The organism is Streptomyces sp. NPDC057280 (genome assembly GCF_042668605.1).
In the GTDB taxonomy this organism is placed as follows: domain Bacteria; phylum Actinomycetota; class Actinomycetes; order Streptomycetales; family Streptomycetaceae; genus Streptomyces.
The window spans coordinates 1,532,550-1,558,254 of the sequence record NZ_JBHUYR010000002.1 but is presented as its reverse complement, the minus strand read 5'-3'; the positions used below and the strand labels follow the sequence as shown (position 1 = coordinate 1,558,254).

32 protein-coding genes are annotated in these 25,705 nt (G+C 70.6%); 9 read left to right on the top strand and 23 right to left on the bottom strand.

The annotated features are described in order from the left end of the window. Positions 1-11: 11 nt before the first annotated feature. The 5 genes from ACFUO4_RS17625 to ACFUO4_RS17605 all read right to left on the bottom strand — a co-directional run bounded on the left by ACFUO4_RS17625 (position 12) and on the right by ACFUO4_RS17605 (position 2,585). On the bottom strand, positions 12-713 hold the full coding sequence (locus ACFUO4_RS17625; RefSeq protein WP_383485296.1) for an antibiotic biosynthesis monooxygenase: 702 nt from the start codon (positions 711-713) through the stop codon (positions 12-14). Positions 714-785: 72 nt separating this feature from the next. Beyond that, a complete protein-coding gene (locus ACFUO4_RS17620; RefSeq protein WP_079311745.1) occupies positions 786-1,319 on the bottom strand; it encodes a DUF3618 domain-containing protein in 534 nt (177 codons plus the stop codon). Then, positions 1,316-1,726, bottom strand: a complete 411-nt coding sequence (locus tag ACFUO4_RS17615; protein WP_079311746.1) for a phage holin family protein — start codon at positions 1,724-1,726, stop codon at positions 1,316-1,318. Before ACFUO4_RS17615 ends, ACFUO4_RS17620 begins: the two co-directional genes overlap by 4 nt. Positions 1,727-1,779: 53 nt before the next feature. After that, the gene (locus tag ACFUO4_RS17610) at positions 1,780-2,451 is read right to left on the bottom strand and encodes a hypothetical protein (RefSeq protein ID WP_383485293.1); all 672 of its coding nucleotides are present in this window, start codon (positions 2,449-2,451) and stop codon (positions 1,780-1,782) included. After that, positions 2,448-2,585, bottom strand: a complete 138-nt coding sequence (locus ACFUO4_RS17605) for a hypothetical protein (protein ID WP_179143557.1) — start codon at positions 2,583-2,585, stop codon at positions 2,448-2,450. Before ACFUO4_RS17605 ends, ACFUO4_RS17610 begins: the two co-directional genes overlap by 4 nt. A gap of 165 nt (positions 2,586-2,750) precedes the next feature. Here ACFUO4_RS17605 and dapA point away from each other — a divergent pair, with 165 nt between their 5' ends. Then, positions 2,751-3,653 (top strand): 4-hydroxy-tetrahydrodipicolinate synthase, encoded by a 903-nt coding sequence (gene dapA, locus ACFUO4_RS17600; RefSeq protein ID WP_383485291.1) that lies wholly within the window; start codon positions 2,751-2,753, stop codon positions 3,651-3,653. A gap of 14 nt (positions 3,654-3,667) precedes the next feature. Here dapA and ACFUO4_RS17595 read toward each other — a convergent pair whose 3' ends face one another. Both ACFUO4_RS17595 and ACFUO4_RS17590 read right to left on the bottom strand, forming a co-directional pair. Next, the gene (locus tag ACFUO4_RS17595) at positions 3,668-4,885 is read right to left on the bottom strand and encodes a WD40 repeat domain-containing protein (protein WP_383485288.1); all 1,218 of its coding nucleotides are present in this window, start codon (positions 4,883-4,885) and stop codon (positions 3,668-3,670) included. Further along, positions 4,882-5,430, bottom strand: coding sequence for a SigE family RNA polymerase sigma factor (locus tag ACFUO4_RS17590; protein WP_383485285.1), 549 nt, complete (start codon positions 5,428-5,430; stop codon positions 4,882-4,884). Before ACFUO4_RS17590 ends, ACFUO4_RS17595 begins: the two co-directional genes overlap by 4 nt. A gap of 165 nt (positions 5,431-5,595) precedes the next feature. Between ACFUO4_RS17590 and ACFUO4_RS17585 the strand changes: the two genes are divergently transcribed. After that, positions 5,596-6,090 carry a hypothetical protein gene (locus ACFUO4_RS17585; protein ID WP_079311748.1) on the top strand — a complete coding sequence of 165 codons (495 nt, stop codon included), beginning with the start codon at positions 5,596-5,598 and terminating at the stop codon, positions 6,088-6,090. 17 nt (positions 6,091-6,107) lie between these two features. Continuing rightward, the gene (locus tag ACFUO4_RS17580; RefSeq protein ID WP_383485282.1) at positions 6,108-6,326 is read left to right on the top strand and encodes a hypothetical protein; all 219 of its coding nucleotides are present in this window, start codon (positions 6,108-6,110) and stop codon (positions 6,324-6,326) included. Between the two features lie 52 nt (positions 6,327-6,378). On the opposite strand, the gene dapD is transcribed toward ACFUO4_RS17580, so the two are convergent. Both dapD and ACFUO4_RS17570 read right to left on the bottom strand, forming a co-directional pair. Further along, complete coding sequence (gene dapD, locus ACFUO4_RS17575) at positions 6,379-7,368, bottom strand: 2,3,4,5-tetrahydropyridine-2,6-dicarboxylate N-succinyltransferase (protein ID WP_079311750.1); 990 nt, start codon at positions 7,366-7,368, stop codon at positions 6,379-6,381. Positions 7,369-7,579: 211 nt separating this feature from the next. Next, a complete protein-coding gene (locus tag ACFUO4_RS17570) occupies positions 7,580-8,854 on the bottom strand; it encodes an MFS transporter (RefSeq protein ID WP_383485279.1) in 1,275 nt (424 codons plus the stop codon). Positions 8,855-8,990: 136 nt separating this feature from the next. On the opposite strand from ACFUO4_RS17570, the gene ACFUO4_RS17565 reads away from it, so the two are divergent. Next, positions 8,991-9,878, top strand: a complete 888-nt coding sequence (locus ACFUO4_RS17565; RefSeq protein ID WP_383485276.1) for a winged helix-turn-helix transcriptional regulator — start codon at positions 8,991-8,993, stop codon at positions 9,876-9,878. On the opposite strand, the gene ACFUO4_RS17560 is transcribed toward ACFUO4_RS17565, so the two are convergent. Further along, positions 9,853-10,404: a TetR/AcrR family transcriptional regulator gene (locus ACFUO4_RS17560; protein ID WP_383485273.1), complete on the bottom strand. Its 552-nt coding sequence runs from the start codon at positions 10,402-10,404 to the stop codon at positions 9,853-9,855. The two genes, ACFUO4_RS17565 and ACFUO4_RS17560, sit on opposite strands and share 26 nt — an antisense overlap. Next, positions 10,404-10,724, bottom strand: coding sequence for a multidrug efflux SMR transporter (locus tag ACFUO4_RS17555; protein WP_079308862.1), 321 nt, complete (start codon positions 10,722-10,724; stop codon positions 10,404-10,406). The genes ACFUO4_RS17560 and ACFUO4_RS17555 overlap by 1 nt, the downstream gene beginning before the upstream one ends. Before the next feature lie 264 nt (positions 10,725-10,988). Here ACFUO4_RS17555 and ACFUO4_RS17550 point away from each other — a divergent pair, with 264 nt between their 5' ends. Beyond that, positions 10,989-11,804 (top strand): AbfB domain-containing protein, encoded by an 816-nt coding sequence (locus tag ACFUO4_RS17550; RefSeq protein ID WP_383485269.1) that lies wholly within the window; start codon positions 10,989-10,991, stop codon positions 11,802-11,804. 52 nt (positions 11,805-11,856) lie between these two features. On the opposite strand, the gene ACFUO4_RS17545 is transcribed toward ACFUO4_RS17550, so the two are convergent. Genes ACFUO4_RS17545 through ACFUO4_RS17510 form a run of 8 tightly spaced genes read right to left on the bottom strand, consistent with a single transcriptional unit; the run spans position 11,857 to position 18,405 of the window. After that, positions 11,857-12,189 carry a metal-sulfur cluster assembly factor gene (locus ACFUO4_RS17545; protein WP_079308860.1) on the bottom strand — a complete coding sequence of 111 codons (333 nt, stop codon included), beginning with the start codon at positions 12,187-12,189 and terminating at the stop codon, positions 11,857-11,859. Further along, a complete protein-coding gene (sufU, locus tag ACFUO4_RS17540) occupies positions 12,186-12,653 on the bottom strand; it encodes a Fe-S cluster assembly sulfur transfer protein SufU (protein WP_079308859.1) in 468 nt (155 codons plus the stop codon). Before sufU ends, ACFUO4_RS17545 begins: the two co-directional genes overlap by 4 nt. A 9-nt stretch (positions 12,654-12,662) precedes the next feature. Then, positions 12,663-13,919 (bottom strand): cysteine desulfurase, encoded by a 1,257-nt coding sequence (locus tag ACFUO4_RS17535; RefSeq protein ID WP_079308858.1) that lies wholly within the window; start codon positions 13,917-13,919, stop codon positions 12,663-12,665. Then, positions 13,916-14,680, bottom strand: coding sequence for a Fe-S cluster assembly ATPase SufC (gene sufC / locus ACFUO4_RS17530; protein WP_079308857.1), 765 nt, complete (start codon positions 14,678-14,680; stop codon positions 13,916-13,918). The genes ACFUO4_RS17535 and sufC overlap by 4 nt, the downstream gene beginning before the upstream one ends. Before the next feature lie 7 nt (positions 14,681-14,687). Beyond that, positions 14,688-15,005 carry a non-heme iron oxygenase ferredoxin subunit gene (locus ACFUO4_RS17525; RefSeq protein ID WP_079308856.1) on the bottom strand — a complete coding sequence of 106 codons (318 nt, stop codon included), beginning with the start codon at positions 15,003-15,005 and terminating at the stop codon, positions 14,688-14,690. Further along, positions 15,005-16,186, bottom strand: coding sequence for a Fe-S cluster assembly protein SufD (sufD, locus tag ACFUO4_RS17520; protein ID WP_079308855.1), 1,182 nt, complete (start codon positions 16,184-16,186; stop codon positions 15,005-15,007). Before sufD ends, ACFUO4_RS17525 begins: the two co-directional genes overlap by 1 nt. Positions 16,187-16,240: 54 nt before the next feature. Continuing rightward, entirely contained in the window at positions 16,241-17,665 is a 1,425-nt protein-coding gene (gene sufB, locus ACFUO4_RS17515; RefSeq protein WP_079308854.1) for a Fe-S cluster assembly protein SufB, read from the bottom strand. After that, entirely contained in the window at positions 17,662-18,405 is a 744-nt protein-coding gene (locus ACFUO4_RS17510; RefSeq protein WP_126271197.1) for a metalloregulator ArsR/SmtB family transcription factor, read from the bottom strand. Before ACFUO4_RS17510 ends, sufB begins: the two co-directional genes overlap by 4 nt. A 161-nt stretch (positions 18,406-18,566) precedes the next feature. On the opposite strand from ACFUO4_RS17510, the gene ACFUO4_RS17505 reads away from it, so the two are divergent. Genes ACFUO4_RS17505 through ACFUO4_RS17490 form a run of 4 tightly spaced genes read left to right on the top strand, consistent with a single transcriptional unit; the run spans position 18,567 to position 22,156 of the window. Further along, positions 18,567-19,364 carry an aminoglycoside N(3)-acetyltransferase gene (locus ACFUO4_RS17505; RefSeq protein ID WP_383485257.1) on the top strand — a complete coding sequence of 266 codons (798 nt, stop codon included), beginning with the start codon at positions 18,567-18,569 and terminating at the stop codon, positions 19,362-19,364. A gap of 45 nt (positions 19,365-19,409) precedes the next feature. Further along, positions 19,410-20,333 carry an ABC transporter ATP-binding protein gene (locus ACFUO4_RS17500; RefSeq protein ID WP_383485254.1) on the top strand — a complete coding sequence of 308 codons (924 nt, stop codon included), beginning with the start codon at positions 19,410-19,412 and terminating at the stop codon, positions 20,331-20,333. Positions 20,334-20,383: 50 nt separating this feature from the next. Beyond that, on the top strand, positions 20,384-21,100 hold the full coding sequence (locus ACFUO4_RS17495; protein WP_383485764.1) for an ABC transporter permease: 717 nt from the start codon (positions 20,384-20,386) through the stop codon (positions 21,098-21,100). 36 nt (positions 21,101-21,136) lie between these two features. Continuing rightward, positions 21,137-22,156, top strand: coding sequence for a heme A synthase (locus ACFUO4_RS17490; protein ID WP_383485251.1), 1,020 nt, complete (start codon positions 21,137-21,139; stop codon positions 22,154-22,156). Here ACFUO4_RS17490 and ACFUO4_RS17485 read toward each other — a convergent pair. The 4 genes from ACFUO4_RS17485 to ACFUO4_RS17470 all read right to left on the bottom strand — a co-directional run bounded on the left by ACFUO4_RS17485 (position 22,111) and on the right by ACFUO4_RS17470 (position 25,472). Next, entirely contained in the window at positions 22,111-22,851 is a 741-nt protein-coding gene (locus ACFUO4_RS17485) for a nucleotidyltransferase domain-containing protein (protein ID WP_383485248.1), read from the bottom strand. The two genes, ACFUO4_RS17490 and ACFUO4_RS17485, sit on opposite strands and share 46 nt — an antisense overlap. Positions 22,852-22,920: 69 nt before the next feature. Next, entirely contained in the window at positions 22,921-24,027 is a 1,107-nt protein-coding gene (locus tag ACFUO4_RS17480) for an amidohydrolase family protein (RefSeq protein WP_079308848.1), read from the bottom strand. A gap of 100 nt (positions 24,028-24,127) precedes the next feature. After that, the gene (locus ACFUO4_RS17475; protein WP_383485244.1) at positions 24,128-24,460 is read right to left on the bottom strand and encodes a hypothetical protein; all 333 of its coding nucleotides are present in this window, start codon (positions 24,458-24,460) and stop codon (positions 24,128-24,130) included. 58 nt (positions 24,461-24,518) lie between these two features. Next, positions 24,519-25,472 (bottom strand): heme o synthase, encoded by a 954-nt coding sequence (locus ACFUO4_RS17470; RefSeq protein ID WP_079308846.1) that lies wholly within the window; start codon positions 25,470-25,472, stop codon positions 24,519-24,521. Between the last annotated feature and the right edge of the window lie 233 nt (positions 25,473-25,705).

Genomic DNA, 25,705 nt, shown 5'->3' with positions numbered 1-25,705 from the left:
GCCTGGCCGCGTCACGCGGGCGTCAGCCCGAGCACGTGCTCGTACCGGCTGACGGTGCTGCTCTTGAGCCCCGGCCAGTTCTGGACCCGCTTCCACAGCTCGGTCGCCGAGCCGACGCCGTCGCCGGGGGCGGCCAGGGCGTCGACATGGGCCTGGGCGGTCTCCCACTCGGCGTAGTTGAGGACGCGCGTGCCGTCGGTGCCGAGGTGGAAGTGGGCGGCGATGCCACCGGGGTGCGGGGCGGGCTCGTTCTCCAGCGCCTCGAAGACGGCGTCGACCCACTCGCGCTGCCGCTGCGCGTCGGGCCCTTCGAACTCGACGTCGACGATGACGACGCACCCCGGCACGCGCGTGTCGCCCTCCTGGGCGAGGCTGCGGTAACGGCGGAAGCGGTCGAGCCGGACCCGCTCGATGCCCGGTACGGCGGTGTCGACCTCGTCGACGCGCTCCTGCCGCTGGGTCTTCACGAACCCCTCGTACGCCGGCTCACTGGTCCACTGCGAGTGGTGCAGGAGCGTGGAGCCGTCGTGCCCGGCGTAGACGTGGTAGCCGAGCAGCCCGGCGGCCGGCCAGTCCCGGCGCTCCCAGGTCCGTGCGATCGCCTCCACCGCCAGGCGCTGCCGCTCGGGCGTGCCGACGCGCCAGGTGCTGAAGAAGGGCGCGCCGACGCGCGGGTCGGTCAGGTCGGGGTGGTCGCCGGTACGACGGGTCATGTCGGTCTCCGCTTTCGAGTGCCGGATGCGTGTACCGACGACCCTCCAACCTCAACCGCGATTCAGGTCAAGTCACCTCTTGGGGTACCGCCATGACACCACGACCACCGCGGCGAGGGCGGCGCCGATGACGAGCGCCGGGCGCGGATGCCGGACCGCTGCCCGGACGACGGGCCGGGCGGGCTGCGGAACACTGTGCTCGACCCGGTGCTGCAGCTCGTGACCGGTCTTCGTCGCCCGGTCCTGCGTCTGATGGCCGGCCTTCGTGGCCCGGTCCTGGACCTTGTGCCCGACCTGCGCGGCCTTGTCCTGCACCGTGTGGCGGGCCTGCGCGGCCCGGTCGTGCAGGGTGTGGCCGGCGTGCGTGGCCCGGTCGTGGGCCGTGTGGCCGGCCTGCGCCGCGGTGCTGCGCAGCTGCACGGTCATCGCGCCCGCCTTGTCCCTCAGGTCTGCCGCCCGCGCCCGCGCTCGGCCCTTCACGTCCATCTTTCCTGCCAACTCCTCCACTGTGTCGCCGAGTTGACTGCGAGTCTGTTCGATCTGCTCGCGCAGCTCCTCGGGCCCCTTGGCCCCGCTGCCCACGTCCGGCGTCGTCCGGTCCGTCATCGGTGCGCCCTTTCCCTGATCTCCTCGACATCGGCCCTGACGCTGCCGAGGGCCTGCTCGGGTGTGGGGGGTGCGGCGCGGCGGAGCTGGGCACGGCCGCGTGCGGCGAGCAGCGCGGCGGCCGCGAACAGCACGGCCGTCACGATGAGCGCCGCGGCCCAGACGGGCAGCGTCAGCGAGAGGGCGGCGGCGGCCGTCGCGGCGAGGGCGAGCAGGCCGGCGTAGGCGACCGCGCCGGCGGCGCCGATCATGCCGCCGCCGCGTCCGGCCCGCCGCCCCTTCTCGGCGAGTTCCTCCTTGGCGAGGGCCACTTCCTGTCGTACGAGCTGGGAGAGCTGCTCGGTGGCCTGGCCGACGAGTTCGCCGACAGAGCGCTGGGCCTGCCCGGGCTCCTGGGTCTGGGTCACGGTGTCCGCCTCCTCTCGGTTTCGGACCGCCCGAGTACCCGGACCCGTCGCCACTACCCCTGCGAACCCGCCTCCGGTCCCCGTTCCCCGAGCCGCGCCAGCTGGGTCTGGAACCAGTCGAGGCGTGCCTGCAACAGGGCCGCCTCCGCGGCGAGTTCGGAGACACCGAGGTCCGCCGGTGCCGTGCTCCCGCTGCCCGCCACCACCCGCAGCCCCTCCCCCGCCAGCCGCGCGAAGGAGGCGAGCGAGACGGACGTACGACCCCGTAGGCAGGCCGCGCAGGACGGGGCGAGGCCGCGCCAGCCCGGTCGGCCCCAGCCGGCGTCGGCGAGGGCGGAGGCGGTCGCGCCGCAGGCGCAGGGGCCGACGGTGGCGGTGCGGACGCGCTGGCGGGCGTAGCGGTAGCCGAGTTCGAAGCGGAGGTAGCGGCCGAGGACCAGGACCTCCAGCAGGACGGCGGCGCGGTGCTCGGCGGTGCAGAGCAGCGCCTCCGCTGTCGTACGGTCGTGGACGCAGTGGAAGCCGCAGTCGCAGCGGCGGTGCGGTGCCGGGTGCCGCAGGCCGTAGACGCAGGACGCGTCGGCCAGGACTCCGTACGGCAGCGCGCCGCCCAGTGACACCCCGGTGAACCCGGCCCGGGTGCCGTCGTGGGACAGCACCGGGTGGGCGATCTTGTATCCGGTCGGCGGCTCCGTCGGGCGTTCCTCCGGAAGCCGGAGCCTCATCGGGCGGCCGGTACCTCTTCGGGCGCCTTCAGTTCCACGATCTCCTCGGGAAGTTCCAGCACGGGTTCTTCCGCTTCTGCCGCGCGGTCCCGCTCTTCCGCGACGCCGGTGGCGAGTGCCTTGCCGAGCTTCATGACGCCTCCCATGACCAGGGGCCGATGACCGTCCTGGCCATGGTGACCCATGAGGGGCCGATTTGGACATAGGGCCTGCCCCGGACCCACCTCTCAGCAATGCTTAGCAATACATCGTAGAAGAATTAAGTGGAGCTTCACGATGACTGTGCCGAGACTACTCCCATGACCTACTCCGGCTCCCCCGCCCCGCTCTTCGGCCGCGCCCTCTGCGCGATGATCACGCCCTTCACCGAGGGCGGCGCCCTCGATCTGGCCGGGGCGCAGCGGCTCGCCGAGCGGCTGGTGGCGGAGGGCTGCGACGGCCTGGTCCTGTCCGGCACCACGGGCGAGTCGCCGACCACGTCGGACGCCGAGAAGGCGGACCTCGTCCGGGTGGTGCGGGAAGCCGTCGGCACCCGGGCGTCGATCCTCACCGGCATCGGCACCTTCGACACCCGGCACACCGTCGAACTCGCCCTGGAGGCCGAAAAGGCGGGCGCGGACGGGGTGTTGCTGGTCAGCCCGTACTACAGCAAGCCCCCGCAGGACGCCCTGGAGGCGCACTTCCGCCAGATCGCGGACTCCTCCGGCCTGCCCATCGCCCTCTACGACATCCCCGGCCGCACCGGCACCCGCATCGAGCCCGACACCCTGATCCGACTCGCCGAGCACCCGAGGATCGTCGCGGTCAAGGACTGCTCCTACGACTTCCTCGCCGCCCAGAAGGTCATCGCCCGCACGGAGTTGGCGTACTACGCGGGCTGCGACGAGCACAACCTCGCGCTGTACGCGGTGGGCGGGGCGGGATACATCAGCACGGTGGCGAACGTCGCCCCGGCCCGACTCCGTTCCGTCCTGGACGCGTTCGACGCGGGCGACACGGCCGAGGCGGCCCGCCGCCAGCAACAGGCAACGCCTCTCATCGAGTTGATGATGTCGGCGGGCCTGCCCGGCACGGTCACGGCGAAGGCCCTTCTGAACGAACTGGGCCTGCCCGCGGGCCCGGTCCGCGCACCGCTGCTGCCCGCCGGCCGGGAGACGGTCGACGGGCTGCTGGCGGCGTACGAAGAGCTCCGCCGCAACTGAATCAGCCCTCAGCGTCAGCGCTCGGCGAAGACCGGTTCCCAGGCCAGGCGCTGTTGACCGTCGTCGGGATCGCGCTCGCCGCTCAGCGGCACGACCTTCTCGCTGCCGATCGTGACGAGGACGAGGTGGTCCTTGTAGCCGGCGTTCTTCAGGGGGGTGGTGCGCTCCCAGGCGATGAGGCGCTTGTCGTCCACCCAGGCGAGCAGGTGGGCGCCGCGGACCTTGGTGATCTCCTTGCCGGTGAGCGGGTTCCGGATCGAGGAGTAGGACTTGCCGGGGAGGTTCCTGCCCATGTTGACCTCTTTGGTGAGGCCGAGGGCGGCCAGCTCACCGTTGGGGGAGATCCGGGCCGGGACGTCCCAGCGCAGGTACTTCTCCTTCGCGGGCGCGGTGATCTTCTTGCCGGAGAGGTCGTAGAACTCCTCCATGCCGTCCTTGCCACCGATGATCCGCGCGTACAGCGCCTTGTCGTCGTCGGTGAAGGCGAAGTCGGCGCGGCTCGGGACGTCACGGCTCGACTTGATCTGCCACCAGGCTCCGTCGTGGCTCGCCACGTCGAAGATCATGTATCCGCTCCGGGAGGTGGTCCAGTCCGCTGTCCAGGCGCTCGCGCCGCCGTCGGCGCTCTTGACCTCGGTCCGCCGGTCCGGGTTCTCGTCGTACGTCGTGATGACCAGCTTGGTCCCGTCATGGGAGAACGACAGCCCGCCGACCCCCATCCTGATGTCGAACCACTGCTTGACCTTCCCCGTCGTGAGGTCGAGCAGCCCGACCCGGGAGGCGGGCAGGGCCCGTTCGAGGACGGCGGCGGTCTTGGCACCGGGCGCGACGGCGACGTAGGACCATCGGGTGTCCTTCTTGTACCGGCCGGTCGACGGGTCGAGGAGCCGGTAGGTCCGTTCGGCGACCGCCTCGCCCTTGCCGGTCTTCCTGGTCGCCGTCGTGTAGTAGGCGGCGACCACCGTCCGCCCGGCCGAGATCGCGGTCACCGGCAGCGACTGCCCCCCGGTCACCCCGCTCGGGCGTACGTCGTCCCCGCCGCCCGAGACCAGCTGCGGCACCGCGACCGAGACGGCGATGACGGCCGCGGTGGCCGCCGCCACGGACGCGAAGGTGCGGGTCCGCCGGCGCCGGCGCACGGCCAGCACCCGGTCGGCGAATCCCGGCGCCGCCGGCTCCTGCTCACCGGCCAGGTCGCGCAGGGAGTCACGTACGAGATCCTCGACGTTCACGGACGTACCTCCACGGGTGCGAAGTCACGGGACGGCCGGCTCGGGGCGTTCAGGGCGGCCAGTTCGGGCGCGAGGGTGCGCAGGCGGGCGAGCGAGCGGTGGGTGGTGGACCGTACGGTGCCGACCGAGCAGCCCAGGATGCGGGCCACGTCCGCCTCCGGGAGGTCCTCGAAGTAGCGCAGCACCAGCACGGTGCGCTGGCGGGCGGTGAGCCGCGCGAGCGCGCTCCGCATCACCAGGCGCACCTCGGTGGCCGACGAGTCGTCGTCCGCGGTACGGCCCTCCGGCGGCTCGGCGACGCTGAGCTCGCGTCTGGGCCACTTCAGCCGCCAGCGGCTGATCTGCTGCCGGTAGAGGATCTGCCGTACGTACGCCTCGGGCTCGTCGATGCGGTGCCAGCGGCCGGCCGCCTTGATCAGCGCGTTCTGCAGCAGGTCCTCGGCGGTGTGCCGGTCGCCGCCGCTGAGCAGCACGGCCGTCTTCAGCAGCGCGGACGACCGGTGCTCCACGAACTCCCGGAAACTGTCCTGCGCCTCGGCATCCATCGTCACCTTCTCTTCCCGGGGCGCTGCCCCCGGGGCTCGTCCCCGGAACGGACCCGGTGTCCGTCCCCTCCGCCCCTTGTGACGCGCCCGGCCACGTCCCGCTATGCCTGCCGTGCACAGAAAATTTCAGCGATCCGCATCCCTCCCCTGTCGTACGGTGATCCGGTGAGCCGCCCTCTGCTCTTCCTCGACGTCGACGGCCCCCTGAACCCGTACGCGGCGCAGCCCGAGCGCCGACCCGAGGGGTACACGACGATCCGGGTGGCCCTGCGTCCGGGCCGCCCGCTGCGGGTGTGGCTCAACCCGTCCCACGGCCCGGCCCTCCTCTCCCTGCCGTACGACCTGTGCTGGGCGACGACGTGGATGGACGCGGCCAACCGCTGGATCGCCCCGGTCGTCGGACTTCCCGAGCTTCCCTACGTCGACTTCGGCGACCGTCTCTTCGTCCACCGCCCGGACGGGGTGCACTGGAAGACGGAGGCGATCGTGGCGTACGCCGAGGGCAGGCCCTTCGCGTGGGTGGACGACGAACAGAGCGCCGCGGACGAGGCGTTCGTGGCCGAGCACCATCCCGGCCCGGCCCTGCTGCACCACGTGGATCCCCGAATCGGCCTGCGCGAGCCGGACTTCGCGATGTTGCGGAACGCTACGCCGAGCTGACCGCGCACGCGATATCCGTGGGGGGACAGCGGGATCATCTCAAGTGGACTCGCGGACGCCTTCAACTCACCCTGGCCGCAGCCCTGTTCGGCGGCATCGCCGCCCTGCTCACCGAGGTCCGTCCACTGCGGGACAAACCCGAGGAGCGCTGGTACAACGGCCGCGCGCCGACCGGGTCCGTGAAGACGCCGACGTGGCGCCGCACGGCGGGCGCGGAGCCGTTGAATCCGGGGTGAGGCCGCACTCCGAGGGGTCCGGCGGGAAGGCGGCCTCGCCCGAGGTCTCTGATCAGTTGTGGCTGTGCAGGATCTCGTTCAGACCGCCCCACACCGCGTTGTTCGGGCGGGCCTCGACCGTGCCGGTGACCGAGTTGCGGCGGAAGAGGATGTTGGAGGCGCCGGAGAGCTCGCGGGCCTTGACGATCTGCCCGTCGGGCATGGTGACACGGGTGCCGGCGGTGACGTACAGCCCGGCCTCGACCACGCACTCGTCGCCGAGCGCGATACCGACACCGGCCTCGGCGCCGACGAGGCAGCGCTCGCCGATGGAGATGATGACGCTGCCGCCGCCGGAGAGGGTGCCCATGGTGGAGGCGCCGCCGCCGATGTCGGAACCGTCGCCGACGACGACACCGGCGGAGATACGGCCCTCGACCATGGACGTGCCGAGGGTGCCGGCGTTGAAGTTGACGAAGCCCTCGTGCATGACGGTGGTGCCTTCGGCGAGGTGCGCGCCGAGGCGGACGCGGTCGGCGTCGGCGATGCGGACGCCCTTGGGGGCGACGTAGTCGGTCATCCGCGGGAACTTGTCGATGGACGTCACCTGGAGGTGCAGCCCCTCGGCGCGGGCGTTGAGCCTCACCTTCTCGACGTCGTCGACGGCGACGGGGCCGAGGGAGGTCCAGGCGACGTTGGCGAGGAAGCCGAACATGCCCTCGAGGCTCTGGCCGTGTGGCTTGACGAGCCGGTGGCTGAGGAGGTGGAGGCGCAGGTAGACGTCGTGGGCGTCGATGGGCTTGGCGTCGAGCGACGAGATGACCGTACGAACCGCGACGACCTCGACGCCACGCCGCGCGTCCGTCCCGATCGCCTTGGCGGCACCCGCACCGAGCGCCTCGACGGCCTGCTCGGCGGAGAGCCGCGCGGTGCCGGAGGGCCCGGCCTCCTCCGTCAGCTCGGGCGCGGGGAACCAGGTGTCGAGGACGGTGCCGTCAGCGGCGATGGTGGCAAGCCCGGCGGCCACAGCGCCGGTCGTACGAGGAGCGTTCGTGTCGGTCATGAGGGCAACCTAACCGCCCGGGGCCCACGGAGGCTAACCAGCGGCGGGTGCGTCTCAGGTGGCGGGCCCGCCCAAGGGTTTCGTCGCGGGTCGGGGCCGCGCCGGGGTGCGCGATCCGCTGGCGCGCGCCGCGGACTGCAACGCCCTCACGGGCGCGGGGAACCGCGCGACCAGCCACAACGCACCCGCGCCCGCCCGACTGTCGTCCCCCTCACCGCCGACCGGGATCCAGGGGGCGGAGCCCCCGGGGCGGGGTCGAAGGGGCGGCAGCCCCCGGGGATGGGAACGGGTAGGGGCGGCGGGGGCGAAGAACACGGCCTGCCACCAGCACCGCCACCCCCGCCCCCACCCCCAGCGCCGCGCAGACCGGCCACACCACCCCCGGCGCCACCGCGTACAGCCCCCCACCCAACGGCGCGGCCAACACCACCCCGCTGATCGACGCCCCGGCATACAACGACTGAAACCGCCCCACCACATGCTCCGGCGCCTGATCAGCGACATACGCCGTGGCCGTCGTCTTGTACAACGCCTCCCCCAAGGTCAGCAACGCCATCATCACGACCGCGCTGCCCACCCCCACCCCCACCAGCAGCACCCCGTACCCCGCCCCCACCAACACCAGCCCCACTCCCACCACCCGCAACGGCGACCGCTTCCGCAGCACCACCGCGACCGGCACCTCCAGACACAGCAGAATCCCCCCGTTGACGGCGAGCAGCGTCCCGTAGACCCGCGCGTCCATCCCGTGATCCGCGAGGAAGACGGGAAACGTCGAGTACTGCTGCCGGTAGACGACGTCGATGACGACGATCGCCGGCAGCAACACCAACACCCCCGGCCGTGCCCGCAACGCGCCCCGGACACCCCCGTCCGGCCCGCCGTGCCCGCCCGGCCCGCTCCGACCACGCCGCCGCGTCACCCCCCGCACCGCCGGCACCACCCGAGCCGTCCACCACGCCAGCCCCACGCTCCCCACCCCCTCCCCGACATACAGCCAGTCGTACGAGAACCGCGTCGCGACCAGCGCCCCCAGCACCGGCCCCACCGTGAACCCCCCGTTCGCGGCCGCCCGCACCACCGCGAACGCCTGCCGCCGCACCCCCTCCGGCACGATGACCGCGACCAGCGCCGACTGCGCGGCCCGCTGCACCCCGGACGCGTACTGCGCCACCGGCAAGACCCCGTACAACGCCGGCGTCGGCACCCCCGGCACCGCCGCGAGCAGCACCCCCGCCACCACGGCCGCGCACAACAGCACCCGGCGATGCCCGAATCGGTCCCCGTACCAGCCGCCGGTGAAGTTCCCCGCGACCAGCCCCGCACCCCCGACCCCGACGAGCACCCCGGCCGCCCCCGCCCCCAGCCCCCGCGGACCGGTCGCGTACAGGAACACGAACGCGAACCCGACACTCACGACCATGTTCACGAACGTGCCGCAGGCCAGCAGCCACACCGCCCGCGGCACCTCTCGCAGCGCTCGCACCGCACCCCCCTGGTAAGTTCCTTTTGGGAACTGACTATGTCAACATGACAGCCTCGAGTCAACGCCGCACCAGCCCACCGCACCGGACTCCGACAGCCCCCGCACCGGACTCCGGCGAACGAAGGGACGGAACACCATGGCCCGCAGGACGAGCCTGGAGGACTCCACCTGTGCCATCGCGCAGGCCCTGGACGTCGTGGGCGACTGGTGGACCCTGCTGATCGTCCGCGACACCGCCCGCGGGGTGCACCGCTTCGACGAGCTCCAACGCGAACTCGGCGTGTCCAGAAAGGTGTTGACCGAGCGGCTGCATCTGCTCGTGGACGCGGACGTCGTCACCCGTGTGCCCTACCAGGAGCGGCCCGTACGGTACGAGTACCGGCTCACGCCCCGCGGCCACGCCCTGCTCCCCGTCCTCGTCGCCCTCCAGGACTGGGGCGACGCCTGGGTCCTCGGCGACGGCGCTACGACGGCCACCGCGACCGAGGCCTCGACGGAGGCCCGGCGGGTCCACGAGCTCATCGGCACGCGCCTCCCCGAGCTCCGACTCCTGGACGATCACGGCGAGTTGCGCGACCCGGTCGCGGACGGCACCCCGTACACCGTCCTGTACGGCTTCCCCGGCGCGTACGCCCGCGCCGACTCCTATCCGCCCGGCTGGTCGGACGTCCCCGGCGCCCCGGGCTGCACCCTGGAGTCCTGCATCTACCGCGACCGCCGCCCCGAATTCACCGCGGCCGGCGCCACGGTGCACGGCGTCTCCACCCAACGCCCGGACGAACAAAGGGCGTTCGCGCAGAAGGAGAACCTGGGCTTCCCTCTCCTCTCCGACGCCGATCTGTCCCTCATCGCGGCGCTGCGCCTGCCGACGTTCCGCGCGGCGGGCGCGAGCCGGCTCAAGCGGCTCACCCTCGTGGTCGACCGGGAGCGGGTGGTCCGGGACGTGCAGTACCCGGTGACGGACGTGGCGGGGAGCGTGGCGGCGGCGCTGGCGACGGTCAGGCGTCTGAGCGGGGCGGAATGATCCGCGCCAGCACCTCGCGCGCGTACTCCTCGTCGTACCGCCCGTCCGTCAGCAGCACCTGAAGACAGATGCCGTCCATCAGCGCGACCAGCGCCCGCGCCGTGCCCGGATCGGTGCGGCGGGCCACCAGGTCGACGAGCCGCTCGGTCCACTCGGCGGCGACCGGGCGCAGGGCGGGGCGGCGCAGCGCGGCGAGGTAGAGCTCGTACTCCAGCTCCACACCGGTACGGTCACCGGCGAGCCACTCGCCCATCCAGCCCGCGAGCTCCGCGGCCAGGTCGGCGCGCGGGTCCTCGAGGCCGCCGCGCGCCGCGATCACCTTGGCGAAGCCCTCGTTCGCCTGCCGCAGAGCCGCGACCATCAGCTCGTCGAGGGTCGTGAAGTGGTACGTCGTCGATCCGAGCGGCACATCGGCCGCGGCGGCGACCGTGCGATGGCTCAGCCCGGCCAGCCCCTTCTCGCCGACGACCCGGATCGCCGCGTCGATGATCCGCTGCCGGCGCTCGGGATCGTAGCGCCGGCCCATCAGTGCGCACCGCCCAGGTTCAGCACGACCACCCCGACGATGATCAGCACGATTCCGGCGGCCTTGGCGGCCGTCATGCCCTCGCCCAGGAACACCATCCCGATGGCGGCGATGGAGGCGGTGCCGACGCCGGCCCAGATCGCGTACGCGGTGCCGACCGCGACCGTCCGCAGGGTCTGCGCGAGGAGTGCGAACGAGACCAGGTACCCGAGCACGGTCAGCAGCGAGGGCAGCAGCCTGCTGAACCCCTCGCTGTACTTCATCGCGGTCGTCGCGCCCACCTCGGCCGCGATGGCCCCGATCAGCAGCACATATCCCATGTGTACGAGTGTACACATGATGCGTACGGCCGTACACAACGAGGCAAGAGAGCGAGTAGTCACCGTCGGCGCATCTGATCGCACGTCAGACGTTGCCGCCAACTGGCCATGCTGTGAACGATCCGTGGAGAACGATATGGAAACCGCTCGCTGAAAGGGCTGCTGCGAAGTAAGCCCTTCCACTACTGTGCCGTGTGCTTCACCGTTCACACACTCCCCATTACAGCCTCGGCCTTGCCATGGGCTCCGCCGGAGGAACCGCGCATGCCAGAAAATCAGCCCCGTCCTCCCCAGCCCTGGGAGAACGGGTGGGTCCCCGACACGTCCCGAGCCCCCGGTACCCGGCGCCTCTATCTCGCGGGCGCCATGGCGGTGGCCACGATCATCGCCTGCGTGACGGCGATAGCCTGGACGGACAGGGGACCTGAGGCCCTGTCACAGCCGTCGCCCGCGGGCACCGCGACCCAGCCGGGCCTGCTCTCGTTCGGCACCCCGGCGCAGCCGGAGGTGACGCCGCCGAAGGGGAAGAGCGGCCTCACCACCGACGAGGCCACGACCCCGGCCCCGCACCAACAGGGCTCCGCGTCCCCGTCCCCGGCGGCGCACTCCACGACCAAGCCCCCGGCCTCGCAACCGAGTTCGTCGGCCCCGAAGCCGGCGACCACCTGGCGCTCCGTCCGCTCGGTCAACTACCCCGATCGCTACTGGCACGTGAGCGGCGGCTACGTGAAGCTCGACCCCGTCGGCGGCTCGGAGTCCCGCGAGGACTCCACCTTCAAACTGGTCAAGGGCCTGGCGGACAGCACCTGTTACTCCTTCGCCACCGACGACGGCCAGTACCTGCGCCACCGCAGCTTCGTCCTGGTGGCGAACCGCAACGACGGCTCCCCGCTGTTCCGCCAGGACGCGACCTTCTGCCCCCGCCCGTCGTCCGCCCCCGGCGCGATCATGCTGGAGTCGGTCAACTACCCCGGCCGCTTCCTGCGCCACCAGAACTTCCAGCTCAAACTGGACCCGTACCAGTACAACGACATGTACCGCCAGGACTCCGCCTTCCGCCTGGTGGCGGGGCTGGCCTGAGCATGCGAAAGGGGCCGCGGCACACGGCCACGGCCCCTTCACACACGCTCTGTCAGACGTTGAACCCGAGCGCCCGAAGCTGCTCGCGGCCGTCGTCCGTGATCTTGTCCGGGCCCCACGGCGGCATCCAGACCCAGTTGATGCGGAGTTCGTTGACGAGGCCGTCCGTGGCGGACTTGGCCTGGTCCTCGATGACGTCCGTCAACGGGCAGGCCGCCGAGGTCAGGGTCATGTCGATCGTCGCGATGTTGGCGTCGTCGATGTGGATGCCGTAGATCAGGCCCAGGTTGACGACGTCGATGCCCAGCTCGGGGTCGACGACGTCGTACAGCGCCTCGCGGATCTCCTCCTCCGAGGCCGGCTTCATCTCAAGCGTCTCGCTCATGCCGTCTTCCTTTCGGCGTCGGCTCCGCCCAGGGCCTGGGCCGTCGCGTCCTTCCACGCCATCCAGCTGAGGAGGGCGCACTTCACCCGGGCCGGGTACTTGGAGACACCGGCGAACGCGACCGCGTCCTCCAGCACCTCCTCCATCGCGTCGTCGGGCTCGACCTTGCCCTTGGACTGCATCAGCTCCAGGAAGGTCTCCTGGATCTGCTGCGCGTCGGACAGGTCCTTGCCGACCAGCAGCTCGTTCAGCACCGAGGCCGAGGCCTGGCTGATGGAGCAGCCCTGGCCCTCGTACGACACGTCCTCGATCTTCGTGCCGTCGTACTTCACGCGCAGGGTGATCTCGTCGCCGCACGTCGGGTTCACGTGGTGCACCTCGGCGTCGCCGTCCCGGAGACCACGCCCGTGCGGGTTCTTGTAGTGGTCCAGGATGACTTCCTGGTACATCGAATCCAGCTTCACGACAGCCTCTCAGCCGAAGAAGTTCCGTACGTGCTCCAGCCCCTCGACGAGTGCGTCGATCTCGGCAGGCGTGGAGTACAGATAGAACGACGCTCGCGTGGTGGCAGGAATTCCGTACCGGAGGCAGACCGGGCGGGCGCAGTGGTGTCCCACGCGGACCGCGATGCCCTGCTCGTCCAGCACCTGGCCCACGTCGTGCGGGTGGATGTCACCGAGGGTGAAGGAGATCGCCGCGCCCCGGTCCTCGGCCGTGGTCGGGCCGATGATCCGCAGGTCCGGGACCTCGTTGAGCTTGCGCACCGCGTACTCGGTCAGCGCGTGCTCATGGGCGAGGATCTTGTCCATGCCGATCGAGTTCAGGTAGTCGATCGCCGCGCCCAGGCCCACGGCCTGCGCGATCGGCGGGGTGCCCGCCTCGAACTTGTGCGGCGCCGGCGCGTACGTCGACGAGTGCATCGACACCGTCTCGATCATCTCGCCGCCGCCGAGGAACGGCGGCAGGTCCTCCAGGAGCTCCTGGCGGCCCCAGAGCACGCCGATGCCCGTCGGACCGCACATCTTGTGGCCGGTGAAGGCCACGAAGTCGGCCTGGAGGGCCTGCACGTCCAGCGGCATGTGCGGCGCCGCCTGGGAGGCGTCGATGCAGACGAGCGCACCGACCTCCTGGGCGCGGCGGATTATCGTCTCGACCGGGTTGACCGTGCCGAGGATGTTCGAGACCAGCACGAAGGAGACGATCTTCGTCTTCTCGGTGATGATCTCGTCGATGTTGGACAGGTCGAGGCGGCCGTCGTCGGTCAGGCCGAACCACTTCAGCTTCGCGCCCGTGCGCTGCGCGAGCAGCTGCCACGGCACGATGTTGGAGTGGTGCTCCATCTCCGTGATGACGATCTCGGTCTCGGAGTCGACGCGGTAGGGCTCGTCGGCCCAGCCCAGCATGTTCGCCACGAGGTTGAGCGACTCGGAGGCGTTCTTGGTGAAGATCACCTCGTCTCGTGAGGGCGCGTTGATGAACGCGGCGACCTTGTCGCGCGCGCCCTCGTACAGCGCCGTGGCCTCCTCGGCGAGCACATGCACACCGCGGTGGACGTTGGCGTTGTAGCGCTCGTAGTACTCGCTCAGGGCGTCCAGTACCTGGCGCGGCTTCTGCGACGTCGCCGCGTTGTCCAGGTACACGAGCTTCCGGTCGTCGTGGACCAGGCGGTCCAGGATCGGGAAGTCCTTGCGGATCGCCTCTGTGTCGAGGAGGCCCGGCAGCTGTGTCACGCGGATACGCCACCCTTCGTGTATGCCTCGTAGCCCTCGTTCTCCAGCTTGTCGGCGAGCTCGGCGCCGCCGGACTCGACGATCCGGCCGCCGGAGAACACGTGGACGAAGTCGGGCTTGATGTAGCGCAGGATGCGCGTGTAGTGCGTGATCAGCAGGGTGCCGACCTCGCCGGTCTCGCGGACGCGGTTGACGCCTTCGGAGACGATGCGGAGGGCGTCGACGTCCAGACCGGAGTCCGTCTCGTCGAGGATCGCGACCTTCGGCTTGAGCAGTTCGAGCTGGAGGATCTCGTGACGCTTCTTCTCACCGCCGGAGAAGCCCTCGTTGACGTTGCGCTCGGCGAAGGACGGGTCCATGTTGAGGCGCTCCATGGCCTCCTTGACCTCCTTCACCCAGGTGCGCAGCTTGGGGGCCTCGCCGCGGATGGCGGTGGCGGAGGTGCGCAGGAAGTTGGAGACGGAGACGCCGGGGACCTCGACCGGGTACTGCATCGCCAGGAACAGGCCCGCGCGGGCGCGCTCGTCGACGGACATCTCCAGGACGTCCTCGCCGTCGAGGGTGACGGTGCCGCCGGTGATCGTGTACTTCGGGTGACCGGCCAGCGAGTAGGCGAGGGTCGACTTGCCGGAGCCGTTGGGGCCCATGATGGCGTGCGTCTCGCCCTGCTTCACGGTCAGGTCGACGCCCTTGAGGATCTCCTTCGTGGCGTTGTCGGCCTCGACGGTGACGTGCAGGTCTCGGATTTCAAGCGTTGCCATGGGTGCCTCAGGACTCCTGGGTGAGGGAGACGAGCACGTCGTCCCCTTCGATCTTTACGGGGTATACGGGGACGGGGCGCGTCGCGGGAAGGCCGGACGGCTTGCCGGTGCGGAGGTCGAAGCTGGAGCCGTGCAGCCAGCACTCGATCTGGCAGTCCTCCACCTCGCCCTCGGAGAGGGAGACGTTCGCGTGGGAGCAGATGTCGTGGATCGCGAACACCTCGCCCTCGGTCTGCACGACCGAGACCGGCGTGCCGTCGAGTTCCACCCGCTTCGGGGTGTTCTCCTCCAGCTCGCTCAGCCCACAGGCGCGTACGTAAGCCATCAGACCGTGGCCTCCAGCTCGGCCTCGATCTTCTCGAGCAGGCGCGCCTCGATGTCCTCGACGCCGATCTGCTGGACCAGCTCGGCGAAGAAGCCGCGGACCACCAGGCGACGGGCCTCGTCGGCGGGGATGCCGCGGGCCATCAGGTAGAAGAGCTGCTCGTCGTCGAAGCGGCCGGTCGCGGAGGCGTGGCCGGCGCCGACGATCTCACCGGTCTCGATCTCCAGGTTCGGCACGGAGTCGACCCGGGCGCCGTCCGTGAGGACGAGGTTCCGGTTCATCTCGTAGGTGTCGGTGCCCTCGGCCTTGGCCTCGATCAGCACGTCACCGATCCACACGGCGTGCGCGTCGTCGCCCTGGAGCGCGCCCTTGTAGACGACGTTGGACTTGCAGTGCGGGGTGTTGTGGTCGACCAGGAGGCGGTGCTCCTGGTGCTGACCGGCGTCGGTGAAGTACAGCCCGAACAGCTCGGCCTCGCCACCGGTGCCGGCGTAGGACACGCGCGGGTGCAGCCGTACGAGGTCGCCGCCGAAGGTGACGACCACGGACTTGAAGGAGGCGTCGCGGCCGACGAGCGCGTTGTGCTGCGCCACGTGCACGGCCTTGTCGTCCCAGTCCTGGACGGAGACGACGGTCAGCTTGGCGCCGTCGCCGAGGAGGTAGTCGACGTTGGCGGCGAGGACGGCGTCACCGGTGTGGTCGATGACGACGACGGCCTCGGCGAAGGCGCCCAGCTCGATCACCTGGTGGGCGAAGGCGGTGCCGCCCTCGCCGTGCACGGCGATCCGGATGGGCTCGGTGAGGACCGTCTCCTTGGGGACGGTGATGACACCGGCCTTCTCGAACGCCGAGTACGCCTGGGCGGCGATGCGGTCCACCGGGGTGCCCGCCTTGCCGAGGCGCGCGTCGCCGCGGTCCACGGTCTCGACGGTGACGCCCTCGGGGGCCTGGACGTCGACCTTCACACCGTCACCGGTGGCGACCGCGGTGCCGTCGTGCAGCCCGCGCAGGCGCTCCAGCGGGGTGAACCGCCACTCCTCCTCGCGGCCGTGCGGGACGGGGAAGTCCTGCACGTCGAAGGACGGGGGCGCGCTCATGCGCGTGGCGACGGTCGACTCGGCGGCCACCGCGATCGAGCCGGCGGTGGTGGACCCCACCGGGATGTTCTGAGCCTCAGCCATGGCTGTCGGTCTGCTCTCTTCCTACGTAAGTGACTTGACGGAGACGGCGGTCGCTTAGCCGACCGCGCCTTCCATCTGGAGCTCGATCAGCCGGTTGAGCTCGAGGGCGTACTCCATGGGCAGCTCCTTCGCGATGGGCTCGACGAAGCCGCGGACGATCATGGCCATCGCCTCGAACTCGGAGAGACCGCGGCTCATCAGGTAGAAGAGCTGGTCCTCGGAGACCTTGGAGACGGTCGCCTCGTGGCCCATGGACACGTCGTCCTCGCGGACGTCCACGTAGGGGTACGTGTCGGAGCGGGAGATGGTGTCGACGAGCAGCGCGTCGCACAGCACGTTGGACTTGGAGCCGTGGGCGCCCTCGCCGATCTCCACGAGACCGCGGTAGGACGTACGACCGCCACCGCGCGCCACCGACTTGGAGACGATGTTGGAGGAGGTGTTCGGCGCCATGTGGACCATCTTGGAGCCGGCGTCCTGGTGCTGGCCCTCGCCCGCGAAGGCGATGGAGAGGGTCTCGCCCTTGGCGTGCTCGCCCATCAGGTAGACGGCCGGGTACTTCATGGTGACCTTGGAGCCGATGTTGCCGTCGATCCACTCCATGGTCGCGCCCTCGTACGCCACGGCGCGCTTGGTGACCAGGTTGTAGACGTTGTTCGACCAGTTCTGGATGGTCGTGTAGCGGCAGCGGGCGTTCTTCTTGACGATGATCTCGACGACCGCGGAGTGCAGGGAGTCCGACTTGTAGATCGGGGCCGTACAACCCTCGACGTAGTGCACGTAGGCACCCTCGTCGACGATGATCAGGGTCCGCTCGAACTGGCCCATGTTCTCCGTGTTGATGCGGAAGTAGGCCTGGAGCGGGATCTCCACGTGGACGCCCGGCGGGACGTAGATGAAGGAGCCGCCCGACCAAACCGCGGTGTTCAGCGACGCGAACTTGTTGTCGCCGACCGGGATGACGGTGCCGAAGTACTCCTTGAAGAGCTCCGGGTGCTCCTTCAGGGCGGTGTCGGTGTCGAGGAAGATGACGCCCTGCTCCTCCAGGTCCTCGCGGATCTGGTGGTAGACGACCTCGGACTCGTACTGGGCCGCGACACCGGCGACGAGGCGCTGCTTCTCCGCCTCGGGGATGCCGAGCTTGTCGTACGTGTTCTTGATGTCCTCGGGCAGGTCCTCCCAGGACTCCGCCTGCTTCTCCGTGGAGCGCACGAAGTACTTGATGTTGTCGAAGTCGATGCCCGACAGGTCCGAGCCCCAGCTCGGCATGGGCTTCTTGTCGAACAGGCGCAGGCCCTTGAGACGGAGCTTGGTCATCCACTCCGGCTCGGACTTCTTCGCGGAGATGTCGCGGACGACGTCCTCGCTCAGACCACGCTTGGCAGAGGCGCCGGCCTCGTCGGAGTCCGCCCAGCCGTATTCGTACTTACCCAGGCCCTCGAGCTCGGGGTGGGCAGTCTCCTCGATGGGGAGAGTCATGCGGGGTTCCTCCCGGCCGTGCTTGCAGATGCGTTGTGTGTGGTGTGGGAAATCTTGGGGATGAACGTCGTGCAGACGCCGTCACCGTGCGCGATGGTCGCCAGTCGCTGGACGTGCGTTCCGAGCAGCTGGGAGAAGATCTCGGTCTCCGCCTCGCAGAGCTGCGGGAACTTTTCCGCGACGTGGGCGACGGGGCAGTGGTGCTGGCACAGCTGCTCGCCGACCGGTGCGCTGCGCGCCGTAGCAGCGTACCCGTCCGCGCTCAAGGCCTTGGCCAGGGCTTCGGTGCGCTCCTCGGGGGCGGCGGACTCGATGGCCCGCCGGTACGCGGTCGCCTGCTCGGCGATCCTGGCGCGTGCGAAGGCGACGACGGCCTCGTCCCCGCCGAAGCGCTCCCTGATGAAGTTGAGGGCGTCCGCGGCGAGCTTGTCGTAGGACTGGTCGAAGGCGTCCCGGCCGCAGTCGGTGAGCGCGAAGACCTTGGCGGGCCGTCCGCGCGTGCGCGCGCCGTAGACCTTCTGCTCGCGCGCTTCCACGACGTCGTCGGCGACCAGCGCGTCGAGATGCCGACGTACGGCGGCCTGGGTCAGGCCGAGGCGGCCGGCCAGCTCGGCGACGGTCGACGGCCCGTGGTCCAGGATGGATCGCGCGACCCGGTTGCGCGTCGAGCGCTCCCCGGTCGCGAGCTCCTCCTGAGGGGCCCCCGTGGGGGTCTCCCGAGCCTCGCCGACGTTTTTCACAACGCCATTGTTGCGTAATTCCTCAGAGCCGGGCAAGCCGCGTCCGGATCGATCAACGGTGGAGTGCATCACTTAGGTAAGGCTGACCTGACCTGCGGAAACGATCTTTGATCGATCAATTCGGTGGCATCGCACGCCCTCTTCGGGGACACTCCGAAACCATGTCCGTACCCCCTCCGACCGGCCCTCTTGTCACCCGCGGCACCCTCGCCGCCCAGCTGCGCGAGCTGGGTGTGCGCGACGGCGAGATCCTGCTCGTCCACTCCTCCCTGAAGTCCCTCGGCTGGGTCTGCGGCGGACCTGTAGCGGTCGTCCAGGCACTCCTCGACGTGCTGGGTCCGAACGGCACCCTGGTGGTCCCCACCCAGACCGGCGACCTCTCCGACCCGGCCGTGTGGGAGAACCCGCCGGTGCCGGAGGAGTGGTGGGGCACGATCCGCACGGCCATGCCGGCCTACGACCCGCTGATCACCCCCAGCCGCGGGGTCGGGGTGATCCCCGAGACCGTCCGCACCTGGCCCGGCGCCCTGCGCAGCGCGCACCCCCAGACGTCGTTCGCGGCACTCGGCGCCCGCGCGCGTGAGGTGACCGACGGGCACGCGACCGACTGCCGCCTCGGCGAGCGCAGCCCCCTGGCCCGCCTCGAAGAGCTCCACGCGCGCGTGCTGCTGCTCGGCGCGGGCTACGACACCTGCACCAGCTTCCACCTCGCCGAGTACCGCATACCGTCCCCGCTCGTGAAGGTCGGCCGCCCCGGCCCGGCCGGCTGGGAGACCGTGACCGAGGTCTCGATCACCTCCGACCGCTTCGACGAACTCGGCCACGACTTCGAACGGGACCGTCCCGTCGTACGGGGCACGGTGGGCGCCGCCGACGCGCGGCTGTTCCCGGTGGCCGACGCGGTGGCGTACGCGGAACGCTGGCTGGCGGTGCACCGGCCCCGTGAGGAGGAGTTCTGAACCCGCCGACCGGAGCCGCCGTCGCCGTACCTAGACTCTTGAGCCATGCGAAGTGAGCCCGTGGTCCAGGTCCAGGCCCTGGTGAAGCGGTACGGCACGAAGACCGCGGTGGACGGCCTCGACCTGGTGGCCAGGGCGGGTGTCACCGCCGTGCTCGGTCCCAACGGAGCGGGCAAGACGACCACGATCGAGACCTGCGAGGGATACCGCCGGCCGGACTCCGGCACGGTCCGCGTCCTGGGCCTCGACCCGGTCCGGCACTCCCGTGAGCTGCACACCCGGATCGGCGTGATGCTCCAGTCCGGCGGCGTCTACTCCGGCGCCCACGCGGACGAGATGCTCCGCCATGTCGCCAGGCTGCACGCCCACCCCCTCGACGTGGACGCCCTCATCGAGCGCCTGGGTCTCGGCAGTTGCGGCCGGACGACGTACCGCCGCCTGTCGGGCGGCCAGCAGCAGCGGCTGGCGCTGGCCATGGCCGTCGTGGGCCGCCCGGAACTCGTGTTCCTGGACGAGCCGACCGCCGGCCTCGACCCGCAGGCCCGCCACGCCACCTGGGACCTGGTCCGCGACCTGCGCGCCGACGGTGTCTCCGTCATCCTCACCACGCACCACATGGACGAGGCCGAGCAGCTCTCCGACGACGTCGCGATCATCGACGCGGGCCGCGTCATCGCTCAAGGATCGCCCGAGGAGCTCTGCAAGGGCGGCGCCGAGAACACGCTCCGCTTCAGCGGCCGCCCCGGCCTCGACGTCGGCTCCCTGCTCAAGGCGCTCCCGGCGGACTGCACGGCGGCCGAGCTGACACCGGGCTCCTACCGGGTCGGCGGCAAGGTGGACCCGCAGTTGCTCGCCACCGTCACCTCCTGGTGCGCCCAGCACGGCGTGATGCCGGAGAAGATCTCGGTCGAACGGCACACGCTGGAAGACGTCTTTCTGGAGCTCACCGGCAAGGAGCTGCGCTCGTGACCGCGACCGGTACGTACACCCCGAAGCCGGGCGCGGCCCCGCTGGGCCGCATGATCGCGGCGCAGGCGGCGCTGGAGACGAAGATGCTCCTGCGCAACGGCGAGCAGCTCCTGCTGACCGTCGTGATCCCGACCCTGCTGCTGGTCCTCTTCAGCTCGGTCGACATCGTCGACACGGGCGCGGGCGAGGCGGTCGACTTCCTCACCCCCGGCATCCTCGCGCTCGCCGTGATGTCCACGGCCTTCACAGGCCAGGCGATCGCGACGGGCTTCGAGCGGCGCTACGGCGTCCTGAAGCGGCTGGCCGCCTCCCCGCTGCCCCGCTGGGGCCTGATGGCGGCGAAGACGGCGTCGGTGCTGGTGACGGAGATCCTCCAGATCGTGCTGCTGACGGTGATCGCCTTCGCGCTGGGCTGGGACCCGCAGGGCAACCCGCTGGCCGTACTGCTCCTGCTGATCCTGGGCACGGCCGCCTTCTCGGGCCTCGGCCTGCTGATGGCGGGCACCCTCAAGGCGGAGGCCACGCTCGCCGCGGCCAACCTGGTCTTCCTGCTGCTCCTGGTCGGTGGCGGCGTCATCGTCCCGCTGGACAAGTTCCCCTCCGGCGCGCAGGACGTGCTGGGGCTGCTGCCCATCTCGGCCCTGTCGGACGGTCTGCGGGACGTGCTCCAGCACGGGGCCGCGATGCCGTGGGGCGACCTGGGGATCCTGGCGGTGTGGGCCGTCGTCGGGCTCGCCGCGGCCGGCCGGTTCTTCCGGTGGGAATAGGCCCCTCGTGAAAGCGTGCACAAGCGGCCCCCTACGATGGACCCCGTGCCAAAGCTGACCCGCGCCGACGCCACCGACGCCGTGCGCAACCCCCTCGCCTTCATCGCCGCACGCTGGACCCCGGAACCCCGGACGGTGCAGCGGGCGGCTCTCGCCGCGCTCGTCATGTCGGTGGTCATCGTGGTCACCGGCGGCGCGGTGCGGCTGACCGGCTCGGGCCTCGGCTGCCCGACCTGGCCCAAGTGCACCGACGACTCGCTGACCACGACGAGCGCCATGGGCGTGCACGGTGTGATCGAGTTCGGCAACCGCATGCTGACGTACGTCCTGTGCGCCGCGGTCGGCTGGGCCATCATCGCCGCGCGCTCGGAGAAGCCGTACCGGCGCAGCCTCACCCGGCTCGGCTGGGCCCAGTTCTGGGTCGTGATGAGCAATGCCGTCCTCGGTGGCATCGTCGTCCTCGTCGGCCTGAACCCGTACACGGTCGCCGCGCACTTCCTCCTCTCCACCGCCCTGATCGCGGTCGCCACGGTGATGTGGCAGCGCACCCGGGAGGGCGACGACGCGCCGCGACCGCTGGTCGGCACGTCGGTGCGGCAGCTGGTGTGGTTCCTGGTCGCCGCGGCCGTCCTGCTGATCGCGGTGGGCACGGTCGTGACCGGCTCGGGCCCGCACGCGGGTGACTCCAGCGAGGTCGAGCGGATGCCGCTGGACTGGGAGACGGTCAGCAAGCTGCACGCCGTGCTGGCGTGGATCGTGGTGACCCTGACGTTCGCCCTGTGGTTCGTCCTCAGGGCCGTCGACTCCCCCAAGGGCCCGTTGGACCGCACCCGCGACCTCTTCCTGGTGCTGCTCGGGCAGGGCGTCATCGGCTACGTGCAGTACTTCACCGACCTTCCCGAGGCTCTCGTCGGCCTGCACATGTTCGGCTCGTGTCTGGTGTGGATCGCGGTCCTGCGGGTGCTGCTGGCGCTGCGCGAGCGGCCCGAGATCGAGGTCCACCTTCCGGATCAGCCGTACGCCGCCACGAGCTCGTCGATCGCCGGACCCAGGTAGCTCCGGGTCAGCTCGCCCCTGCGCGCCGCCCACGCCTCGGTGGTCGGCGCCGGCCTCCGGTCGTACCGCCGCGCGCGGATGTCCTCGACGACCTCGACGGGTGCGCCGAGTTCCGGCAGCAGCTCCAGCGCCTCCCGCTTGGACAGGAGCCGTCCGTCGCGCAGGGTGGCACTCGCCCGGGCGAAGGTCGTCAGGCCCACGTCGACCCAGGGGGCCTGCCGCCACCGCGCCGCCTTCGCGAGCTTGGGCCGCCAGAAGTCCCGCTGATCGCGTACGACGAACTCGTCCAGTTCGAGATCCAGCACCGGCGGCAACAGCCCCGCGGGCGCCTTCCCGTGCAGCACCTGCCCGAAGGTGTGCAGCTCACGTCGGGTCACCGGGGTGACCGGGCGTTTGAACAACTGCTGGTGTGCCCAGGTCAGATGGGGCCGCCTGGCGTCCTCGACGGTGTCCGGCGTCAGATAGGTGCAGTGCAGCAGCCCGGCGAGCGGCTCGGTGCGCAGCCGCGCGTGCAGCGTCGCGAGCTGCCAGATGGTGCGCCGGGTGAGGGGGCGGTCCATGACGGCGATCAGGTCGAGGTCGCTGCGGCCCTCCTGGTAGTCCCCGCCGGCGAGCGACCCGTGCGCCCACACGGCGAGCGGGTCCAGCGGGGCGAGGCCGGACAGGAAGCGGTCGAGTAACGCGTCGGTCTGCATGCCCCCATCCTGTACAGCGCCCACGGGCTCGTACACCCCGCGCACTCAACCCCGCACACCCCGTACGCCTCACTCCAGCCCGTACACCCGCCGCGCGTTCCCCGCCGCGATCAGCCCGGCCACCCGCTGCGCGTCCGCGAGCGACCACGCGCCCTCGGCGACCCATGTGCCGAGGACCCGCCCCAGCGCCTCGCGGAACAGCCGCGCGCCCACCACATGCAGTTCCGGCAGCCCCTGGGCGCCGCTGGAGAAGAGGATCTTGCCGAACGGGGCGAGTTCCAGGATCTCCGCCAGGACGGTCGCCGCCCGGGCCCCCGTCCGCACGAGCGCCGCGCCGGAGTCGGCGTAGACGTGCGGGAAGACGCCCGCGAGATGGGCGGCGTGCCGGTGGTACGGGTAGCCGTGCAGCAGCACCAGGTCGGTGCCGAGGCCGGCCGTGGCGCGGACGAAGTCGGTGAGCAGCACCGGGTCCGTGCGGTCGATCCGCTGACCCGGCTCGCCGAGCCCGGCGTGCAGCTGGAGCGGCAGTCCCGAGGCGACGGCGATCCACAGCAGATGCCGTAGCAGCACCGGATCGGACAGCTCGCCGCCCACCCGGCGGCCCGCCAGCCACCGCCCGGCCGCGCCCCGCACCTCACCCGCCCCCGGCGGTTCGGGAGCGAGGGCGAGTCCGTGCCGCACGCCCGCCACCGAGGTGAAGGCGACCGCGCTCGTGGCCGCGCCGTGCACGGATTCCGCGAGGTTGGCGAGGAAGGACTCGACGGTGCCGGAGGTGTCGGCGACCTGTTCGGCGAGGAGTTCGAGCCGCACGATCTCGCGGGCCTCGGCGTCCGACGCCACCGCCATCTCGTCGGGGCCGGTCAGATCGCCGGGCAGGCCCGCGTCGACGAGGTACGTCGTGATGCCACTGCCCCGCAGCAGCCTGCGGCCCGCTTCCAGTACGCCGAGTTCACGGCGCCGGGCGAGATAACGGGCGGGCGGGCAGTGCGGTTCCAGACCGAGCAGGGGCGGACACCATCGTCGTACGGCGAAGCCCGTCTGGGTGTCGAAGAGGGTCGTACCGGGGGCGGGCGGCCCCTCGGTACGGGCCAACTGGGCCTCGAAGGTGCCGAGGCCCAGCTCGGTTCTCAGTACGCCGTGGCAGTACTGGTCCACGAGGGACGGCGTTTCGATCATCCGGGCTCCCGTGGTCGGACCATGTCCTACTACGGGGCCTAACGGGTGAACGGGGCGTCAGGTGATGCTCTCGCACACCCGGTGTGAAAACCGGCGCGCGTCAGTCGTTGCTCGGGCCGCCCACCTGGATGCCCGCCATGCGGCTCCACTCGTAGCGGCCGGTCTTCACCTTGGCCGCGAACTCGCCGTCGAAGTCCTCGTGGACGGTGATGCCGGACTTCTCGACGGCCTTCTGGGCGATCTCGTAGGTGGGGGCGACCAGGTTGCCCCAGTTGCCGTCCTCACCGACGAGGGCGATGCGGGCGCCGCGCTGACCGATGTAGGCCACCTGGCCCTCGGCGCCGCCGTGTGCCTTGGAGAAGGCCGTGATCTGCTTGGCGAGCTTGGCCGCCTTGCGGTCCGCCTTCGCGTCAACCTGCTGCGTGTCTGCCATGGCCAGGATGCTACTCACCGGTAGGTCCACTGGCGAGGCCAGGGCACTGTGATGTACGTCAGCGCAGGAAGGGGTCCACCGCGATCGCCACGAAGAGCAGCGACACATAGGTGATCGACCAGTGGAACAGGCGCATCTCCTTCAGCTTCGCGCCTGTCACCTCCGCCTTCGCGCGGTTCTGCAGCGCGTGCGCCTCCCACAGCCACCAGCCGCCCGCGACCAGGGCGACCAGCGTGTAGAACCAGCCGGTGTAGCCGAGGGGCGTCAGCAGCAGGGAGACGGCGACCATCACCCAGCTGTAGATGACGATCTGCTTGGCGACCGTCTTGTTGGAGGCGATGACCGGCAGCATGGGCACGCCCACGCGCGCGTAGTCCTCCTTCACCTTCATGGACAGCGGCCAGTAGTGCGGCGGCGTCCAGAAGAAGATGACCAGGAAGAGGATGACCGGCGCCCAGGTGAGGGAGTTCGTCACGGCCGACCAGCCGATCAGGACCGGCATGCAGCCGGCGATGCCGCCCCACACGATGTTCTGCGAGGTGCGGCGCTTGAGGATCATCGTGTAGACGACGACGTAGAAGAGCAGCGCGCCGAGGGACAGCCAGGCCGACAGCCAGTTGACGGTCAGCCCGAACAGCAGCGTCGAGACGACCGCGAGGCTGATGCCGAAGACCAGGCACTCGCGCGGCGACACCATGCCGGTGACCAGCGGACGCTGCGAGGTGCGGTCCATGAGGGCGTCGATGTCCCGGTCGATGTACATGTTCAGCGCGTTCGCGCCGCCCGCCGACAGGTAGCCGCCGACGCAGGTGAGCAGCACCAGCGTCAGGTCGGGCACCCCCTGCTCGGCGAGGAACATCACCGGAACGGTGGTGATGAGCAGGAGCTCGATGATCCGCGGCTTGGTCAGCGCCACGAATGCCTTGACACGGGCCCCGAACGGCCGGTGACTCGAGCGCTTGCTCTCCCCCAGCACACCGGCTGGACGGGATTCGACGGCCGTCACGCACACCCCTACAGAGACATCCCAGCAAGCCTCAGCCGTGTGAAGTCCCGGTAAAGGCCCGCGCGTACCACGCCACTGTAGACGTTGCCCATACCCCGACATTCGCGGGGGTGGGGTCGTGTTGGGAGGCACCCCCGGACGAGTGGCCCACGGGGTGCCGGAAGAGCCGATCCGCACTCGGTTGAGCACTCGAACGAGCGCGTCCGTATTCAGTTGCCGAATGACGGTTCGGCCCAGTC

What these genes read in the sequence shown, in the direction of transcription:
- dapA (WP_383485291.1), top strand. Translation starts at nt 2,751, where the DNA reads ATGACCTACTCCGGCTCCCCCGCCCCGCTCTTCGGCCGCGCCCTCTGC.
- sufB (WP_079308854.1), bottom strand. Translation starts at nt 17,665, where the DNA reads ATGACTCTCCCCATCGAGGAGACTGCCCACCCCGAGCTCGAGGGCCTG.
- ACFUO4_RS17625 (WP_383485296.1), bottom strand. Translation starts at nt 713, where the DNA reads ATGACCCGTCGTACCGGCGACCACCCCGACCTGACCGACCCGCGCGTC.
- ACFUO4_RS17500 (WP_383485254.1), top strand. Translation starts at nt 19,410, where the DNA reads ATGCGAAGTGAGCCCGTGGTCCAGGTCCAGGCCCTGGTGAAGCGGTAC.
- ACFUO4_RS17485 (WP_383485248.1), bottom strand. Translation starts at nt 22,851, where the DNA reads ATGCAGACCGACGCGTTACTCGACCGCTTCCTGTCCGGCCTCGCCCCG.
- sufC (WP_079308857.1), bottom strand. Translation starts at nt 14,680, where the DNA reads ATGGCAACGCTTGAAATCCGAGACCTGCACGTCACCGTCGAGGCCGAC.
- ACFUO4_RS17620 (WP_079311745.1), bottom strand. Translation starts at nt 1,319, where the DNA reads ATGACGGACCGGACGACGCCGGACGTGGGCAGCGGGGCCAAGGGGCCC.
- ACFUO4_RS17495 (WP_383485764.1), top strand. Translation starts at nt 20,384, where the DNA reads ATGATCGCGGCGCAGGCGGCGCTGGAGACGAAGATGCTCCTGCGCAAC.
- ACFUO4_RS17505 (WP_383485257.1), top strand. Translation starts at nt 18,567, where the DNA reads ATGTCCGTACCCCCTCCGACCGGCCCTCTTGTCACCCGCGGCACCCTC.
- ACFUO4_RS17565 (WP_383485276.1), top strand. Translation starts at nt 8,991, where the DNA reads ATGGCCCGCAGGACGAGCCTGGAGGACTCCACCTGTGCCATCGCGCAG.
- ACFUO4_RS17605 (WP_179143557.1), bottom strand. Translation starts at nt 2,585, where the DNA reads ATGAAGCTCGGCAAGGCACTCGCCACCGGCGTCGCGGAAGAGCGGGAC.
- ACFUO4_RS17590 (WP_383485285.1), bottom strand. Translation starts at nt 5,430, where the DNA reads ATGGATGCCGAGGCGCAGGACAGTTTCCGGGAGTTCGTGGAGCACCGG.
- ACFUO4_RS17545 (WP_079308860.1), bottom strand. Translation starts at nt 12,189, where the DNA reads ATGAGCGAGACGCTTGAGATGAAGCCGGCCTCGGAGGAGGAGATCCGC.
- ACFUO4_RS17560 (WP_383485273.1), bottom strand. Translation starts at nt 10,404, where the DNA reads ATGGGCCGGCGCTACGATCCCGAGCGCCGGCAGCGGATCATCGACGCG.
- ACFUO4_RS17555 (WP_079308862.1), bottom strand. Translation starts at nt 10,724, where the DNA reads ATGGGATATGTGCTGCTGATCGGGGCCATCGCGGCCGAGGTGGGCGCG.
- dapD (WP_079311750.1), bottom strand. Translation starts at nt 7,368, where the DNA reads ATGACCGACACGAACGCTCCTCGTACGACCGGCGCTGTGGCCGCCGGG.
- sufD (WP_079308855.1), bottom strand. Translation starts at nt 16,186, where the DNA reads ATGGCTGAGGCTCAGAACATCCCGGTGGGGTCCACCACCGCCGGCTCG.
- ACFUO4_RS17480 (WP_079308848.1), bottom strand. Translation starts at nt 24,027, where the DNA reads ATGATCGAAACGCCGTCCCTCGTGGACCAGTACTGCCACGGCGTACTG.
- ACFUO4_RS17550 (WP_383485269.1), top strand. Translation starts at nt 10,989, where the DNA reads ATGCCAGAAAATCAGCCCCGTCCTCCCCAGCCCTGGGAGAACGGGTGG.
- ACFUO4_RS17475 (WP_383485244.1), bottom strand. Translation starts at nt 24,460, where the DNA reads ATGGCAGACACGCAGCAGGTTGACGCGAAGGCGGACCGCAAGGCGGCC.
- ACFUO4_RS17490 (WP_383485251.1), top strand. Translation starts at nt 21,137, where the DNA reads ATGGACCCCGTGCCAAAGCTGACCCGCGCCGACGCCACCGACGCCGTG.
- ACFUO4_RS17610 (WP_383485293.1), bottom strand. Translation starts at nt 2,451, where the DNA reads ATGAGGCTCCGGCTTCCGGAGGAACGCCCGACGGAGCCGCCGACCGGA.
- ACFUO4_RS17525 (WP_079308856.1), bottom strand. Translation starts at nt 15,005, where the DNA reads ATGGCTTACGTACGCGCCTGTGGGCTGAGCGAGCTGGAGGAGAACACC.